Annotated in this window: 15 protein-coding genes and 1 pseudogene; 4 read left to right on the top strand and 12 right to left on the bottom strand. The window is 60.7% G+C overall.

Annotated elements, in window-relative coordinates:
* Positions 1 to 86 precede the first annotated feature (86 nt).
* The 4 genes from GF111_RS17325 to GF111_RS17310 are packed head-to-tail and all read right to left on the bottom strand — an operon-like array spanning position 87 to position 4,171.
* Positions 87 to 1,412 carry an MFS transporter gene (locus GF111_RS17325; protein ID WP_047729913.1) on the bottom strand — a complete coding sequence of 442 codons (1,326 nt, stop codon included), beginning with the start codon at positions 1,410 to 1,412 and terminating at the stop codon, positions 87 to 89.
* On the bottom strand, positions 1,409 to 2,062 hold the full coding sequence (locus GF111_RS17320; protein ID WP_055316657.1) for a DUF4286 family protein: 654 nt from the start codon (positions 2,060 to 2,062) through the stop codon (positions 1,409 to 1,411). The genes GF111_RS17325 and GF111_RS17320 overlap by 4 nt, the downstream gene beginning before the upstream one ends.
* A 49-nt stretch (positions 2,063 to 2,111) precedes the next feature.
* The gene (locus GF111_RS17315) at positions 2,112 to 3,458 is read right to left on the bottom strand and encodes an amidase (RefSeq protein WP_055316655.1); all 1,347 of its coding nucleotides are present in this window, start codon (positions 3,456 to 3,458) and stop codon (positions 2,112 to 2,114) included.
* Positions 3,458 to 4,171 (bottom strand): DUF2848 domain-containing protein, encoded by a 714-nt coding sequence (locus tag GF111_RS17310; RefSeq protein WP_047729910.1) that lies wholly within the window; start codon positions 4,169 to 4,171, stop codon positions 3,458 to 3,460. Before GF111_RS17310 ends, GF111_RS17315 begins: the two co-directional genes overlap by 1 nt.
* Positions 4,172 to 4,333: 162 nt before the next feature.
* Between GF111_RS17310 and GF111_RS17305 the strand changes: the two genes are divergently transcribed.
* Positions 4,334 to 4,978 (top strand): GntR family transcriptional regulator, encoded by a 645-nt coding sequence (locus GF111_RS17305; RefSeq protein ID WP_170310519.1) that lies wholly within the window; start codon positions 4,334 to 4,336, stop codon positions 4,976 to 4,978.
* Between the two features lie 225 nt (positions 4,979 to 5,203).
* Here the strand turns inward: GF111_RS17305 and GF111_RS17300 are convergent, their stop codons facing one another.
* The 4 genes and pseudogenes from GF111_RS17300 to GF111_RS17285 all read right to left on the bottom strand — a co-directional run bounded on the left by GF111_RS17300 (position 5,204) and on the right by GF111_RS17285 (position 6,948).
* Positions 5,204 to 5,521, bottom strand: a complete 318-nt coding sequence (locus GF111_RS17300; protein WP_147190262.1) for a BrnA antitoxin family protein — start codon at positions 5,519 to 5,521, stop codon at positions 5,204 to 5,206.
* Positions 5,484 to 5,796, bottom strand: a pseudogene (locus GF111_RS17295) (BrnT family toxin). Before GF111_RS17295 ends, GF111_RS17300 begins: the two are co-directional and overlap by 38 nt.
* 76 nt (positions 5,797 to 5,872) lie before the next feature.
* Positions 5,873 to 6,619, bottom strand: coding sequence for an SDR family oxidoreductase (locus GF111_RS17290; RefSeq protein ID WP_147190264.1), 747 nt, complete (start codon positions 6,617 to 6,619; stop codon positions 5,873 to 5,875).
* 95 nt (positions 6,620 to 6,714) lie between these two features.
* The gene (locus GF111_RS17285) at positions 6,715 to 6,948 is read right to left on the bottom strand and encodes a hypothetical protein (protein ID WP_147190266.1); all 234 of its coding nucleotides are present in this window, start codon (positions 6,946 to 6,948) and stop codon (positions 6,715 to 6,717) included.
* A 189-nt stretch (positions 6,949 to 7,137) separates the two neighbouring features.
* Between GF111_RS17285 and GF111_RS17280 the strand changes: the two genes are divergently transcribed.
* The 3 genes from GF111_RS17280 to GF111_RS17270 all read left to right on the top strand — a co-directional run bounded on the left by GF111_RS17280 (position 7,138) and on the right by GF111_RS17270 (position 9,747).
* Entirely contained in the window at positions 7,138 to 7,797 is a 660-nt protein-coding gene (locus tag GF111_RS17280; protein WP_147190268.1) for a response regulator, read from the top strand.
* Between the two features lie 67 nt (positions 7,798 to 7,864).
* Positions 7,865 to 9,220 carry an ATP-binding protein gene (locus GF111_RS17275; protein WP_224217739.1) on the top strand — a complete coding sequence of 452 codons (1,356 nt, stop codon included), beginning with the start codon at positions 7,865 to 7,867 and terminating at the stop codon, positions 9,218 to 9,220.
* Positions 9,217 to 9,747: a GNAT family N-acetyltransferase gene (locus GF111_RS17270; RefSeq protein ID WP_147190270.1), complete on the top strand. Its 531-nt coding sequence runs from the start codon at positions 9,217 to 9,219 to the stop codon at positions 9,745 to 9,747. The genes GF111_RS17275 and GF111_RS17270 overlap by 4 nt, the downstream gene beginning before the upstream one ends.
* A gap of 10 nt (positions 9,748 to 9,757) precedes the next feature.
* On the opposite strand, the gene GF111_RS17265 is transcribed toward GF111_RS17270, so the two are convergent.
* The 4 genes from GF111_RS17265 to gcvT all read right to left on the bottom strand — a co-directional run bounded on the left by GF111_RS17265 (position 9,758) and on the right by gcvT (position 15,451).
* The gene (locus GF111_RS17265; RefSeq protein ID WP_147190272.1) at positions 9,758 to 10,723 is read right to left on the bottom strand and encodes a zinc-binding alcohol dehydrogenase family protein; all 966 of its coding nucleotides are present in this window, start codon (positions 10,721 to 10,723) and stop codon (positions 9,758 to 9,760) included.
* 108 nt (positions 10,724 to 10,831) lie between these two features.
* Positions 10,832 to 13,711, bottom strand: coding sequence for an aminomethyl-transferring glycine dehydrogenase (gcvP, locus tag GF111_RS17260; protein WP_047729901.1), 2,880 nt, complete (start codon positions 13,709 to 13,711; stop codon positions 10,832 to 10,834).
* 92 nt (positions 13,712 to 13,803) lie between these two features.
* A complete protein-coding gene (gcvH, locus tag GF111_RS17255; protein ID WP_038871176.1) occupies positions 13,804 to 14,190 on the bottom strand; it encodes a glycine cleavage system protein GcvH in 387 nt (128 codons plus the stop codon).
* 163 nt (positions 14,191 to 14,353) lie between these two features.
* On the bottom strand, positions 14,354 to 15,451 hold the full coding sequence (gene gcvT, locus GF111_RS17250; RefSeq protein WP_004931631.1) for a glycine cleavage system aminomethyltransferase GcvT: 1,098 nt from the start codon (positions 15,449 to 15,451) through the stop codon (positions 14,354 to 14,356).
* Positions 15,452 to 15,532 lie beyond the last annotated feature (81 nt).

Here is a 15,532-nt window from a genome sequence, read left to right as displayed (position 1 = left end):
CAATTCCACGCTCCGCGACCTGACCGTTAATGACCGTTTTTGTGGTTTTGACCGAACGCCGGACCCCAAATAGCCCGGCGTTCTATTTACAGCGGCTTATGCGCCGTTTCCCGCGCCGCCCACACCGCCCAAAGCGTGATAAGCAGAGCCAACGCAACATAGGCGGAAATCGCCAGCGTGCTGTCGTAAGATTTAAACAAAGAAGTGATGATCAGCGGGGCAAAGCCGCCACCGATAATCCCCGCCAAGGTATAGGCTAACGAAGATCCCGCATAACGCACCCGTGTCGGGAACTGTTCCGTGATGAATGCCGCCTGTGGCCCATACATCGCCGCATGGATCAACAGCCCAATCACCACAGCCATGCAGATCAACACCGGTTGACTGCTGTCGAGCAGGACGAAGAACGCAAACGCCCACACTATCGCCGCCAATGCACCGCCGATATACACCGGACGACGGCCGAAGCGATCCGACAACGAGCCAAACAACGGTACTGCGACGGCGTTGCCTATCGCCCCCAACATGGTGGCTCCCAGCGCCAGCGGGCGCGGCAGATTAAGCACGGTGGTGACGTAGGTCAACGTGAACACAACCACCAACGCATAGAGCACGTCAGAACCAATACGCGATCCGCCTGCGATCAGCAGTGGACGCATGTGCTGCGTGAAGACTTCGCGGATCGGCGACTGCGTAACATCTTTCGACGCCTCCAGTTGCAAAAATGCCGGCGTCTCACCCACACCCCGGCGCAGCCACAAACCGAAGATGACCAGCACCAGACTCAACAGGAACGGAATCCGCCAGCCCCATTGCTGAAAATCGTCCGCCGACATCGCCAACGTTACCAGCGTAATGAGGCCTGTGCCGATCAACGAACCGCAGGACGGCCCTACCTGAGCAAAAGACGCGTTGCGCCCGCGCTGATGCGGCTTACCGTGTTCCATCGACAACAGTACCGCACCAGCCCATTCTCCGCCCAGCGCAATGCCCTGAATAAAGCGCAACGTCACCAGCAGCAGTGGGCTCCAAATCCCCCAGCTGGCGTAGCCGGGCAGTAATCCCATCAGCGCCGTGGTCACGCCCATGATCACCAGCGTGGTGACCAGTACAAAGCGCCGCCCCAACACATCGCCAAGGTGGCCGAATACGATGCCACCGATCGGCCGGGAAACATAACCCACCGCGTAAGTGGAGAAAGCCAGAATCGTGCCCACCAGCGGATCAAACGATGGGAAGAATACATGGTTGAAAATCAACGCGGCCATGATGTTGTAGACGGTGAAATCGTACCATTCCAACGCCGTGCCGATCGAGCTGGCCGCCGCCAGTTTGCCGGTATTGGGCGGTGCGGCGGCACTTTCTGCGGCCGGTGTGGCAGCCTGTGCCGTTTCAGTAGTGTATGCATTCATGATGTCAACTCCTGTGCGGTCAGTTGCCAGCCAAGGACATAGTGCCAGGCATCGGCGGCGGACATGTTCAACGCTTCAGCGGCCTGCTCGCTTAAACGCAGGCCGGCTTCGGCGTCGCTGCTTTCGATCAATAGCATCGGCAGCATTCGGCGGTTTTCTCGCGATTCTTTCGGCAGCGGGGAACTGAGTTCGGCATCCGGCGTCAATAGGCTGCTGCGCACGAATCCGTGCTGTTCAGCCAGCTGCGCGCCCAGTTGCAAAATGCGGGCATGCAGCGCTTCCGATACCGCCGACGGCAGCACGAAGATACAGAGATGGCTGCCGCACCCTTGGCCAGTGACCGCCTCCACCGCACACACTCGGCGTATTGGATCACGCATTTTCTCCAGACTGGCCACCGACCATGGCGTTTGGTGTTGAAACGCGGCGCGATAGGCTTCGGAAGTGAAACTGGCCAACGATTCGGTTTTATACAACCCCAAATATTGACGCCCCCCCTGCAATGCCCGATAGCGTGTGCCGGATAAAAAGCCGGGCACCCGCACTCGCTCCTCCACATGTTCGCGGTCATACCAGCGATTGAAATCCGCATCATCCTGCGTGGCAACATCCGTCGCGACAAACAGCATTCCGTTCTGGGAATCATTCATGGATATTCTCCTGGTCATCTCAAAAGGCAGGCCTGCGCCCACCGGAAAATCACGCGTCGGCGAGGCAGCGCTCGATCGCCAGCGCCCACCCTAACAACGCCTCATCACGCATCGGCAAGCCCGCCAGCATCAGACCGACCGGCGCCTCTCCTGGCTGTTGGCAAGGCAAGGACAGCGCGCAACCGTCGAGGAAATTGATGATCGCGGGATTGCGCAGCATCAGTCCGTTGCAACGGAAGTAGGCATCATCCGCCGCCAGCTCGCCGATAGTTGGCGCAATCATCGGCACGGCCGGCATCAGCACAGCGTCAAACCTCTGCAGCTCCGCCGTAACTCGCCGCTGCCAGTCGGCGCGTTGTCGCTGCAACAGCTGCAGATCGGCGTCGCCCAAGGATGCGCCACGGCGAATGCGCGACAGTACCCTTGGGTCATAGCCATCAGCCCGTTCAGCGATCAACGCTTGATGCCAACGCCAGGACTCCAGCGCGGTGAAACCGCCATCGGCATTGATCGCCGCCAGCTCGGCGAACGCCGTGGCGGGGATAAATTCAATACGTGCGCCAGCCTGACTCAGGCATTGCAGGCTGCGCTGGAACGCCCCGGCGACTTCCGGCTGCAGTTCATCCAGCACCACCGCTTGCGGCACGGCAAAATGCGCCTGCGCCAACGTTTTTTGCGGCACCCGTAGCGGACAGTCGGCAATCAGTGCATCCAGCGCAATACAGCTGGCGACGTCATGAGCAATCACGCCTATCGAATCCAGCGAAGGCGACAGCGGCAGTAAGCCAGCGTCATTGATACGCCGTGCAGTGGGTTTATAACCGGTCAACCCGCACAGCGCGGCGGGAATACGTACCGACCCGCCGGTATCGCTGCCAATCGCGCCCAGGCACATGCCGTCGGCCACCGCCACCGCCGCACCGGAAGAGGAGCCGCCGGGAATACGCGCCGCCTGGCGCTCCCAAGGATTGGCCGGCGTCCCGTAATGCGGATTGATGCCCAGACCGGAATAGGCGAACTCCGTCATCGTCGTTTTGCCAACCACCACCGCGCCGGCTTGCAACAGCCGCTCCACTACCGCAGCGTGTTTTTCAGCGGCTGGCGCATCCGCCAATACGCGGGAACCGGCCGTGGTCACCTCACCGGCCACGTCAAACAGATCCTTGACCGAGATCGGCACGCCATCCAGCGCCGACAGAGGCGAGCCGGCGGCGCGTCGCCTATCGGAGGCCTGCGCTTGCCGTTGCGCCCACTCGGTGTATGTTCGCGTAAACGCGCGTCCCCCCTCCCCCCGCTCATCGACGATCTGCGCCAAAGCGGCGGCGGTGAGTTGCACTGCGGTGAACTCACCGCTAGCCAGTCCGGCGGTGGCCTGCATCAAAGTCAGCTTTTTCATTACGCCACCACCGGTAATTCGATGCTGCGGTAGCAATGACTGATGGTTCGCCCAAGCACCTCGTCTACCAGTTCCATACGAAACTCGCCGGCCGGTCGAATGCCGCCGATCGCCGCCACCGTGCCGCAAGTCATCGCCAACCCATCGGGCGTTTGCGGCTGCGCCAACCCGCACTCCGGCGGCTGCATACCGGTGAAGTAACGTTCCAGCAAATCACCGGGCGTACGCAACGCGGCAAGGCAGCCCTGTTGATACAATCGCCATTCGCTCTCTTCCCTGATCCACGAACGCAAGATCAAACTGTCCCAATGTTCCAGTACCTCCTGCAGCGGCCAGGCGGCTCGTGCCACCGGTTTAACGCAGATCTGTTTCGACAGCGCTACGCTGTGCGCTTCGAGTTGACGATCGGTGTGATCGGACGCCAATGACACGAACAGTTCGCCGCGGTGGGCAAAAATCAGCGGCTCCACTTCGCCGGACGTCGCGTTGCCAATGACTTCAATGGTCTCTTGCTGGCTCAACTGATTGGCCGCAACGCGGTAAAACAGGGGGATTGCACTGGGCTGGGGCACACCCAGCTCGGCCAATTCACGAATATGGTGCAAGATCGCTTCGCGATCGCGTCCGGTCCAACCGGCGATCACTAGATGATCAATCTCAACATTCAACGTCGCCGCGCCGCAGGATTCAGGTAAAGTGAAGGTCAGTCTCATGGTCGTTTCGCCCCTTTTGTTAAAACACTGTGAAATTTCACTATATCTTTAGTTACCAAATAAGCGATTTCCATGCCATGTTTTTGTGTACTATGTCTAAAAACTTTCTTCTTGCAGGAGCAAAACGTGAAGACTGTTGACGCAGAAAGCCCGCAGCGCCCGATGACGGAAGAAGCCGGCGTGTCACTGAACGAGCTGGCCTACCGGCGTTTCAAACAGGCGCTGGTCACACTCAGCTACAAGCCGGGCGAATATCTCAATACCGCGCAGGTGATGAACGATCTGGATATGGGCAGAACGCCGATCAATCAGGCAATTCACCGCTTGGCCAACGAGGGGTTATTGCAGATCATCCCGCGCAAAGGCGTGATGGTTTCACCGTTGTCGATGGACGATGCGTTGGAATTGATCGAAGTAAGGCTGGCTAACGAGATGCTGTGTATGCGGCTGGCAAGCCAGAAGATTACCGAGAGGCAAATCGCGATGCTGACCGAACTCAATCGGCAAATCGAAGCCGCGAGCCAGGAGCGAGATAGAGTGCGCATGATGACACTCGATCATGAATTTCACCAGGAACTGGCGCAGATCGCCGGCAATAACATGCTGGCGGATATCCTGAGTGTACTGCACGCCAGAGCGCAGCGTTTTTGGGCTAGCACCCTGTCGCGAGAAGGGCATATGCGCGAAGTGATCGACGAACACCGGGCAATTATCGCCGCGCTGGCCGCACAAGACAGCGCCGCCGCCGCCGCCGCCGCGCAGGCGCATATCCTGTCGTTCCGCAGCGCGCTGCTGCACGACGGGTAACCCCGCGGCGCATGATATTACCGGGAATAGCTATGATGACCCTGTTCTGCCGATGGGCAGGAGATAAACGGTAAACGGTCACATTTCACGCTCCGCGGAATGACCGTTTTTATAGTTTTGACCGAGCTCCGTCGAGAGGTGGCCGACGTTGGTAGGCGTTGCCCTAAAAAAACTGCAAAAAAATCCGGTGAGAACCTCACCGGACCGTTACCCGTCTGACACGACTTATTCCTCGTGCTCATGCTCTTTCAACATCGCCTCACGCAACACGGTGTTCAGGCGTTTCTGATAGCCTTTGCCTGGCCGCTGAAGCCAGGCCAACACATCCGCATCGATTCGGATGGTTTTCGATACTTTCATCGGTTTATAAAAACGCGCCTGCACCGCAGTCTGCCACTTTTCCTCACCCAGGGCCGGGACATCGGCATAATCGATATCCTCATCCGGCAGCGCGCTCAACGAAGCAATTTGCGCTTTCTGCTCCTCCGTCAACGGAGGGAGTACGCTATGCGCCAGATTTTTGGCTGAATTTTTGCGCTTCATATCTTCCCCTCTCTTTGGCATCGGCCTTGCGTGCTGAAATGATACGCACGATCTCTACTGTATCGCCTTCGACATCCGTTTCGATCGTCGTGCAGCAACAAACAGGAGCCGACCGTACCGAGCGTTTGCCAGCGTTCTTCTCCGCCCTCGATCCTCTCCAGCACGGCCAAATGGTTGGGATCCAGAAAAATCCGTTGCGCAATCTCAAAACTGACGCGGTGTTTGCGCTGGTTGCTGTGATTTTTATCCTGATTCCATTCAAAATAGACATACATTTTTGTAACTACATTTTGATTGTTATTTAATCAAAACACACTCCGCACGTCGGGATGTCACCCCCCCCTCATGCATTCAACGCCCGCCTGCGGCCTCGATAAAAGTGCCGGTCACGTAAGACGCGGCGTCAGACAGCAGCCAAGCGATCGCCTCCGCCACTTCCTGCGGCTGCCCGCCGCGCTGCATCGGCAAACTGCCCTTCACGCGATCCACCCGGCCGGGCTCGCCGCCGCTGGCGTGCATCTCGGTATAGATGAATCCGGGCCGCACGCCGTTGACGCGGATGCCCTGCGCCGCCACCTCGCGCGATAACCCGATGGTCAGGGTATCGACGGCGCCTTTCGAGGCGGCGTAATCGACGTATTCCCCGGCAGCTCCCAACCGGGACGCCACGGAGGAAACGTTGACGATAGCGCCGCCCTGCCCGCCATGGCGCAGCGCCATGCGCTTCACCGCCTCGCGGCAACACAGGAAGTAACCGGTCACGTTGGTGCCGAGCACCTGATTGATGCGCTCGGCGGTCAACTGTTCAATGTTCGCCTGCTGGAACAGAATCCCGGCATTGTTGACCAGCGCGCTGAGCGTGCCCAGCCCGGCGTCCAGCGCAGCGAACATCGCCATCACCTGTGCTTCATCGGCCACGTCGGCCTGCAGCGCCAGCGCCTTACCGCCCTGCGCCTCAATCTCCGCCACCACCTGCCGCGCCGCGCTTTCGTCGCGCAGGTAATTCACCCCCACCGCATAGCCCTGCCGGGCCAGCAGCAAAGCAACCGCACGACCAATTCCCCGGCTCGCGCCTGTGACCAATGCCACTTTCGTCATATTGTTTTTCTCTGGTTGGCGATATCAACACAGCGGCCTGCGCACAGGCGCCCCATTTGCCCGTCAGAGTATAGAGACGCGCTCTAAAAAACGCTTTAAAGCTGAGCCAGGCGGCGCAGCTGCTTTTTAATGCGCGCTTTGACGCAGCCGTAGGCGTCCGGCGTCGTCACCTGATGCACCCGTTGCAAGCCGGCAGCATGCAGGCCGCTATGGCCATGGCTCTGGGCGTCGCCGCGAAAAGACAGCATCAACAGAACGAGCACGGCCGCCACGCCTGAATATATCAGCCGCCGCGAGGTGCTCGCGAGCGGGGAACCGTCAGTCTGCATGTTTCGCTCCTTCTGTTGTGATATCGAATGGCAGCAAAATAACTGAAATTCCCCCGCGTTCCCTTAACGCGAGATTAAAGCCAGATTAAGGTTTGCTTAAGAACGCGCAGGCAAAGCGATTTTCCCCGTTGTCTTCCCGGCAGGGTTATAGTTAGATAATCGCGACTTGAGGATCTCAACGGAACAAACGTGAACATACTGTTGGTGGAAGACGACCTGCAATTAGGCAAGGCGCTATGCCGCGCATTGGAGCTCACCGGCTTTAATTTGTGCTGGGTGCGCCTGCTCTCGGACGCAGAAAATAAACTTTCACCCGGCGGGTTCGACCTGATGCTGTTGGATCTTACGCTGCCGGACGGCGACGGTTTGCAAAAGCTGATCGCCTGGCGCGCCGCCGGGCAAAATATCCCCATCATCATCCTGACCGCCCGCGACCGCATCGAAAGCCTGGTGAACAGCCTGGATTCCGGCGCGGACGACTTTCTGGCCAAACCCTTTGCGCTGCCCGAGCTCATCTCGCGCGTCAAGGCGGTCAACCGGCGCATGGCGGGCTTCGCTTCGCAAACCTGGAGCCTCGGCACGCTGTATCTCGACCCGGTCAACCATCAGGTGACGCTGGATAACGAACTGCTGATGCTGTCGAAAAAAGAGTATCACCTGCTGCACGAGCTGATGCGCTGTGCCGGCACCGTGGTGCGCAAAGCGGTGTTGGAACAGCGGCTGTTCGGCCACGGCGACAGCGTGGAAAGCAACTCGCTGGAAGCGCACATGCATAATTTACGGCGCAAGATCGGTAAAGAAAGAATTATTACCGTACGCGGCATTGGTTATTTGCTGAAGAAAGAGTAGCAGGATGATCGGTTTCAAGTCCTTCTTTATGCGCACCATTATTTTCCAGGTCCTGGCCATTTTATGATTGTGGGGGCTCCTCGTCGCCTGGGTGAAATATTGGTATTACCCCGACATGGAAAAATACTTCGATAACCAGCAACGCATCGTCGCCGTGGGTATCGCCAATATTCTCGATGAAACCGGCACCGACAATATCGATTACCGCGGCATCATCAAAACCATTGAAGGCATGTACATTGATTCCATCAATAACGGCATGCAGGATCAAATCGATTACCGCCCGCTGTTCGTGGTTTACGACCGGGACAACCGGGTGCTTTACAGTTCGCAAACGCAGGGAGAACCGCTGCGCCTGCCGCCTTCGGTGCTGTCCGGTTCCGTTAAGTACGCCGGCGCCAACTGGCATCTTGCCGGCAGCTGGAGCGAAAAGCGGCAGTATCGGGTGATTGTCGGCGAATCCTTCGCCGATCGTTCCACGCTGTTCGGCAACCCGGCGGAAAGCACCGCCGTGCCGCTGCTGGGCATTCTGGCGGCGATCATCATCACCTTGCTGTTTACCGCCTACTTCAGCCTGCGGCCGCTGCGCCAGATCGCCCGCACCATCTCAGATCGCCAGCCGGGTAACCTGTCGCCGATCAACGTCAGCGAGCAGTATCAGGAAATCCGGCCGGTGGTGGTGGAGGTCAACAAGCTGATGGCGCGCATCGACGCCGCCAACCAGCGCGAAAAACGCTTTATGGCCGATGCGGCGCACGAACTGCGTACGCCGATCGCCGCTGTGCTGGCGCAGCTGCATCTGCTGACCCAGGTCAGCGAGCAGCAGGAGCGCCGGGAAATCATCGGCGACATGCAGCAGGGGCTGGATCGCGCGGCGTCGCTGTCGCGCCAGCTGATCAACCTGGCCAAGCTGGAGGCGGAGGATTTTCCGCTGAAAATCGAGGCGGTGGACATCTACGCCGACATTGGCAAATGCATCGCGCAGCACGTCCCCTATGCGTTGGAAAAGGATGTGGAACTCTCGCTCGACGGCAGCGAGGACGTGGTGATAAACACCGATCGCCAAGCGCTGATCGCCATCTTCACCAACCTGCTGGACAACGCGCTCAAGTATGCGCCGCCCGGCAGCCGCATCGAAGCCAATGTCCGTTCGCTGGCGCCGCTCGGCTGCTATATTACGTTGCGCGACAACGGCCCCGGAGTGAGCGAAGAGCACCTTCCGCGCCTGTTTGAACGCTTTTACCGCGTGCCCGGCACGCAGCAGACCGGCAGCGGGCTGGGTTTGGCCATCGCCCGGAACCTGGCCGACAAAATCGGCGCGCAGCTGCGCGTTACCGAAGGCCTCGACGATCGCGGCATCGGTTTTATTATCGATTTGCCGGAAAGTTACCGGCCACAGACGGAGAGTGAACAACGATCATGAGCGCCCCTGTTCTGCTGCAACGGCAGCAACTCGACCGCCTATGGGATATCGACCGCAGTGAAATCATCGACACCCTGTATCGCCTGCAGGACGGCAAGCTGCAAGCCTACCCGGATTACTACGACGTGCGCGGTTGGGATCCGCACGACCGGGAAACCTATACGCCGATCCACGAAGCCTGCTTCGATCGCGGCGGCGCGTTCTTCGCGCGGTTCGAAGGCAAGGAGATCGTCGCGGCAGCGGCGCTGGACACAGAGCCGCGCGGCCCGCAGCGGGATCTGCGCCAGCTGCTGTTCTTTTACGTCAGCGCGCGCAAACGCGGCCAGGGGCTGGGCAAGCAACTGTTTCAACTCTGCCTGCGTCAGGCGGCACAAGAAGGCGCTGCTGGGCTATACGTCTCCTCCATCCCCAACAAAAGCACCGTAGACTTCTATCTGGCGCAGGGCTGCCGGCTCATCGAGCGCCCGGATGCCGAGCTGTTCGCCCGCGAGCCGGAGGATATTCACCTGGTCTGCCCTTGCCGTTAAAGACAAGGGCCTAACGGGCGATGCGTATCACCGAACGCACGTCGCTTTTCTTGTTCAGATCCCACACTTCGGCTATCTCCGCCAACGCATGCTCCTGCGTCTCGATAGTGAGCGCACCCGTCGCCGCCAGCGCCAGAATGTCGGTCGCGTAGCGCTGCATCTCCGGAATCGGCGGGAAGTTGCCGGTGCCGCTGCCGAGGATCTGCAGCTGATTGCTGCGCAATACCGCCGCCGGCAACCGAATATCCGCCGCGGCCATCGAGCCGACGTTGACCAGGCGAATACCGCGCCCGCCGGCGTAAGACGAGAGATCGTGATTATTGAGCGTCGCGAGCAGCGCTTCGGTCGCCGGGCCCCAGATATAATCGACGATCACCTGATAACCGCCCGGCCCCGCCGCCGACGCGAAGGCCTGCGTCAGCGCCTCGCCCTGCAGGCTCAGATCCACCGTGGCATCCACGCCCAACGCCTCCAGTACGCTCAGCCGACGGCCGGCGGCAACGATGCGCCCGGCTCCCGCCTGACGCGCCGCCGCAACCGCCAGTTTGCCCGAGGTGCCGGTAGCGCCGATGATCAGCACCGTTTCACCGGGCTGCAGATCCGCTCGCCAGCGCAGCGGCAGCCAGGCGGCGAAGGCCGGGTTGATCAGCGCCGCCGCCGTGGCGTCGTCTACCGCCTCCGGCACCGGCACCGTCCATGACGCGACGCTGCGCTCAGCCATCGCGCCGTAAGGACGGCGGAAGGAGGCGAAATAGACCCGTTGCCCGTCGGCCGTCCGGCCCACGCCGTCGGTGCCGGGCACGATCGGCAGCTGCTTGGGGCTGGAGTAATGGGTACCGGCGACGGTAGCGCGATCCAGCTGTTTGATGCCGGCCGCCAGAACCTCGATCGGCACTTCATTCGCCTGCGCCAAGGGCTCCTCAAAGGTGCCGAAAACCGGGGCTTGCCCCAGCGCTGTTACGATTGCCGCTTGCATGGTGACTCCTCAAATCGTGGGAACGTACAGGAAAGAATAGGCCGCAATAAAATAAAAAGGGACACCGCATGATGCGGTGTCCCCCGAACACAAACTTTGCCGAACGTGTTATTCGTAATCGCTCATCGGCACGCAAGAGCAGAACAGGTTACGGTCGCCGTACACGTCGTCCAGACGCTTAACGCTCGGCCAGTACTTGTTCTCGCGCACGCCGGCCACCGGGAACACCGCCAGCTCGCGGCTGTACGGGTGCTGCCAGTCGCTGACCAGCTCCGCCTGCACGTGCGGCGCATTCACCAGCGGGTTGTCTTCCAACGGCCATTCGCCTTTGGCGACGCGGTCGATCTCACTGCGGATCGCCAGCATCGCATCGATAAAGCGATCCAGTTCCACCTTGCTTTCCGACTCGGTCGGCTCGACCATCAGCGTGCCCGCCACCGGGAACGACATGGTCGGCGCGTGGAAGCCGAAGTCGATCAGGCGCTTGGCGATGTCCATTTCGCTGATGCCGGTCTCTTCCTTCAGCGGACGAATATCGAGGATACATTCGTGCGCCACGCGGTGATCGCGGCCGGTATACAGAATCGGGTATGCGCCTTTCAGGCGGGTAGCGATGTAGTTGGCGTTCAGGATCGCCATCTGGCTGGCCTGCTTCAGGCCTTCCGCGCCCATCATGCGGATGTACATCCAGCTGATAGGCAGGATGGAGGCGCTGCCGAACGGCGCCGCGGAAACCGCGCCCTGCTGGGTGGTTACGCCGTCGATCTGCACGACGCTGTGGCCCGGCACGAACGGCGCCAGGTGCGCTTTCACGCCGATCGGGCCCATGCCCGGGCCGCCGCCGCCGTGCGGGATGCAGAAGGTTTTATGCAGGTTGAGGTGCGAAACGTCCGCGCCGATGTAACCTGGCGTGGTGATGCCCACCTGGGCGTTCATGTTGGCGCCGTCCAGATACACCTGACCGCCGAACTGATGCACGATCTGGCACACTTCGCGAATGGTTTCTTCATACACGCCGTGGGTCGACGGGTAGGTCACCATGATGCAAGAGAGTTCTTCGCCCGCCTGCTCTGCCTTGACGCGCAGATCGTGCAGATCGATGTTGCCGTTCTTGTCGCAGGCGACCACCACCACGCTCATGCCCGCCATTTGGGCAGAGGCCGGGTTGGTGCCGTGTGCCGAGCTCGGGATCAGGCAGACGTGGCGGCCCGCTTCGTTACGGCTTTCGTGGTAGCGACGGATCGCCAGCAGGCCGGCGTATTCGCCCTGCGCGCCGGAGTTCGGCTGCATGCACACCGCGTCATAACCGGTCAGCTGTACCAGCCACTGAGACAGTTGGCCGATCATCTGCTGGTAGCCGGCAGCCTGCTCCGGCGGGCAGAATGGGTGCAGCTCGGAGAATTCAGGCCAGGTGATCGGGATCATCTCCGCTGCGGCGTTCAATTTCATGGTGCAAGAGCCCAGCGGGATCATCGCCTGGTTCAGCGCCAGATCCTTACGCTCCAAGCGATGCATGTAGCGCATCATCTCGGTTTCGCTGTGATAGCGATTGAATACCGGATGGGTCAGGATCGGATCCTGGCGCAGCATGGCGGCCGGGATCGATTGACTGTTCTTGCTCACCGCCGCGTCCAGCGCGTCGATGTCCAGACCGTGGTTGTCGCCGGCCAGCAGTGCAAACAGCGTTTGCACGTCTTCACGCGAGGTGGCTTCATCCAGCGTGATGCCCACGGCGCCGTGGATATCGGTGCGCAGGTTGATGCCGAAGCTCAGCGCGCGTTCCAGCACCGCCGCCTTGTCTTTCACTTCAACGGTCAGGGTGTCGAACCAGGTGTTGTGACGCAGCGTCAGGCCGGCCTTCTGCAGCCCGGCGGCCAGAATGTCGGTCAGGCGATGGATACGCCCGGCGATGCGCTGCAGCCCCTGCGGGCCGTGGTACACCGCGTACAGGCTGGCGATGTTGGCCAGCAGCACCTGCGAGGTACAGATATTCGAGTTGGCCTTCTCGCGGCGGATATGCTGCTCGCGGGTCTGCATCGCCATGCGCAGCGCGGTGTTGCCGGCGGCATCGCGGGAAACGCCGATGATGCGGCCCGGCATCGAGCGCTTGAACTCGTCGCGGCAGGCGAAGAAGGCGGCGTGCGGGCCGCCGTAGCCCATCGGCACACCGAAGCGCTGCGCGGAGCCGAACACCACGTCGGCACCCTGCTTGCCCGGCGCGGTCAGCAGCACCAGGGCCATGATGTCGGCGGCCACGCTGGTGATGATTTTGCGCGATTTCAATTCGGCCAGCAACGCGCTGTAGTCGTGCAGCTCGCCGGTGGTGCCCACCTGTTGCAGCAGCACGCCGAACACGCCGTCCAGCTCCAGCACTTTTTCCGCTTTATCGACGATGACGTCGAAGCCGAAGGTTTCGGCGCGGGTCCGCACCACGTCCAGCGTCTGCGGATGCACGTCGTCAGCCACGAAGAAGCGATTGGCGTCTTTCAGCTTGCTGGCGCGTTTGGCCAAGGCCATCGCTTCGGCGGCGGCGGTGGCTTCATCCAGCAGCGAAGCGGAAGCCAGATCCAGGCCGGTCAGATCGAGGGTCACGGTCTGGAAGTTCAGCAGCGCTTCCAGGCGGCCCTGCGACACTTCCGGCTGATAAGGGGTATAAGCGGTGTACCAACCCGGATTTTCCAGCATGTTGCGCAGGATCACCGGCGGCGTCAGCACGGCGCTGTAGCCCATGCCGATATAGGATTTGTAGCGCTGATTTTGCGAGGCGATCGCCTTCAGCTCAGCCAGCGCCTGGTGTTCGGTCGCCGCGTCGCCGACCGGCGGCGGCCCCGGCAGCTGAATGTCCGCCGGCACGATCTGTTGGATCAGCGCGCTGAGCGAGCGAGCGCCCACCGCTGCCAGCAACTCCTGGCGTTGTTCCGCAGAAGAGCCGATGTGGCGTTCAATGAACGCTTCGCTGTGTTCGAGTTGGCTGAGTGTCTGAGTCATTGCTACAAATTCCTGAATGCTTGCGTGATACGGGATATAGCTTGAGCGGTAACTAAAACGCCCCGGCCAACAGGCCTGGGGCGTGGTCACGATTACTCGTCGATCGAGGCCTGATAAGCCGCGGCGTCCAGCAGGTTCGCCAGCTCGCCTTCGTCGGCGGCTTTAATCTGGAACAGGAAGCCGTCACCGTAGGGCTCGCTGTTCACCAGCTCCGGAGAGCTTTCCAGCTCGCCGTTCACCGCCACGATTTCGCCGCTGATCGGCGCGTAAATGTCCGACGCCGCCTTGACGGACTCCGCCACGGCGCAATCTTCACCGGCGGCGACGTTGCGGCCCACTTCCGGCAGATCGACAAACACCATATCGCCCAGCAGTCCCTGCGCGTGTTCGGTGATGCCTACGGTGTAAACGCCGTTACCTTCTGAACGAACCCACTCGTGGGAGGATGCGTATTTCAATTCTGTTGGCACATTGCTCATAGCCGATTACTCCTTCGAAGAAATAATTTCCCGTCATCTTTCACACTGCAGCGTTGTTGGCTGCGTACGTTCACCTCGGTCACTTACCGCAGTAAGCTCCCGAAGACTCGCGCACTTGCCGCCTAGCCGCAGCGCGAAATCCCTAGGGAAGAATCAATAAAAATCAATTTGTCAGCGGCTTGCCGGCGCGAACGAAACCGGGCTTGGTCACTTTGACCGGCATTTCACGGTTGCGGATCTGCACGATGGCCTGCTCGCCGATACCTGCCGGCACGCGCGCCAGCGCGATGCTGAAGCCCAGCGTCGGAGAGAACGAACCGCTGGTGATCACGCCTTCGTGAGTTTGCCCCGCCGCGTCGGTGAAACGCACCGGCAGCTCATTACGTAATACGCCTTTTTCCGTCATGATCAAGCCGACCAGTTGCTCGGTGCCCTGCTCGCGCTGTTGTTCCAGCGCTTCGCGGCCGATGAAACGGCGATCTTCCGGCTGCCAGGCGATGGTCCAGCCCATGTTGGCGGCCAGCGGCGAAACGCCTTCGTCCATCTCTTGCCCGTAGAGGTTCATGCCCGCTTCCAGACGCAGTGTGTCGCGCGCGCCCAGACCGGCCGGCTTGACGCCCGCGGCCAGCAATTTTTGCCAGAAATCCGCCGCCTGCTCTTTCGGCAGCGCGATCTCATAGCCGGCCTCGCCGGTATAACCGGTGGTGGCGATGAACAGCTCGCCGGCCTGCACGCCGAAGAACGGCTTCATGCCTTCGACCGCACTTTTTTGTTCCGGGGTGAACAGCGTGCCGGCACGCTCTTTGGCCTGCGGGCCCTGTACCGCGATCAGAGCCAGATCGTCGCGCACCGTCAGCGCAACGCCATACGGCGCGGCGTGCTCTTCAATCCAGGCCAGGTCTTTGTCGCGCGTGGCGGAGTTCACCACCAGGCGGAAATAGTCTTCAGTGAGGAAATAAACGATCAGGTCGTCGATCACGCCGCCGGAGGCATTCAGCATGCCGGTGTACAGCGCCTTGCCGGGTTGGGTCAGTTTGGCGACGTCGTTCGCCAGCAGGTAGCGCAGGAACTCGCGGGTGCGGGCGCCGTGCAGATCCACGATGGTCATATGAGACACGTCGAACATGCCGGCATCCTGACGCACCGCGTGGTGCTCATCGAGCTGCGAGCCGTAGTGCAGCGGCATCATCCAGCCGTGAAAGTCTACCATGCGCGCACCGCACGCCACGTGCTGGTCGTACAGTGGGGTTTGCTTTGCCATCTTTTCCCTCTTTCCACTCGTCGCTAGAAGTTAGGGTGCTGCCACGCAATGCGGCGGAGCCTGGCTCGCGGCCCGATCGCC

It is taken from the genome of Serratia sp. HRI, from assembly GCF_010119335.3.
Classification (GTDB): domain Bacteria; phylum Pseudomonadota; class Gammaproteobacteria; order Enterobacterales; family Enterobacteriaceae; genus Serratia; species Serratia nevei.
Note: the sequence above shows the minus strand (reverse complement) of the source record. Positions and strands in the feature narration are given on the sequence as shown.

What these genes read in the sequence shown, in the direction of transcription:
- GF111_RS17290 (WP_147190264.1), bottom strand. Translation starts at nt 6,619, where the DNA reads ATGACGAAAGTGGCATTGGTCACAGGCGCGAGCCGGGGAATTGGTCGT.
- GF111_RS17300 (WP_147190262.1), bottom strand. Translation starts at nt 5,521, where the DNA reads ATGAAGCGCAAAAATTCAGCCAAAAATCTGGCGCATAGCGTACTCCCT.
- GF111_RS17325 (WP_047729913.1), bottom strand. Translation starts at nt 1,412, where the DNA reads ATGAATGCATACACTACTGAAACGGCACAGGCTGCCACACCGGCCGCA.
- GF111_RS17320 (WP_055316657.1), bottom strand. Translation starts at nt 2,062, where the DNA reads ATGAATGATTCCCAGAACGGAATGCTGTTTGTCGCGACGGATGTTGCC.
- gcvH (WP_038871176.1), bottom strand. Translation starts at nt 14,190, where the DNA reads ATGAGCAATGTGCCAACAGAATTGAAATACGCATCCTCCCACGAGTGG.
- GF111_RS17265 (WP_147190272.1), bottom strand. Translation starts at nt 10,723, where the DNA reads ATGCAAGCGGCAATCGTAACAGCGCTGGGGCAAGCCCCGGTTTTCGGC.
- gcvT (WP_004931631.1), bottom strand. Translation starts at nt 15,451, where the DNA reads ATGGCAAAGCAAACCCCACTGTACGACCAGCACGTGGCGTGCGGTGCG.
- GF111_RS17270 (WP_147190270.1), top strand. Translation starts at nt 9,217, where the DNA reads ATGAGCGCCCCTGTTCTGCTGCAACGGCAGCAACTCGACCGCCTATGG.
- gcvP (WP_047729901.1), bottom strand. Translation starts at nt 13,711, where the DNA reads ATGACTCAGACACTCAGCCAACTCGAACACAGCGAAGCGTTCATTGAA.
- GF111_RS17310 (WP_047729910.1), bottom strand. Translation starts at nt 4,171, where the DNA reads ATGAGACTGACCTTCACTTTACCTGAATCCTGCGGCGCGGCGACGTTG.
- GF111_RS17305 (WP_170310519.1), top strand. Translation starts at nt 4,334, where the DNA reads ATGACGGAAGAAGCCGGCGTGTCACTGAACGAGCTGGCCTACCGGCGT.
- GF111_RS17285 (WP_147190266.1), bottom strand. Translation starts at nt 6,948, where the DNA reads ATGCAGACTGACGGTTCCCCGCTCGCGAGCACCTCGCGGCGGCTGATA.
- GF111_RS17315 (WP_055316655.1), bottom strand. Translation starts at nt 3,458, where the DNA reads ATGAAAAAGCTGACTTTGATGCAGGCCACCGCCGGACTGGCTAGCGGT.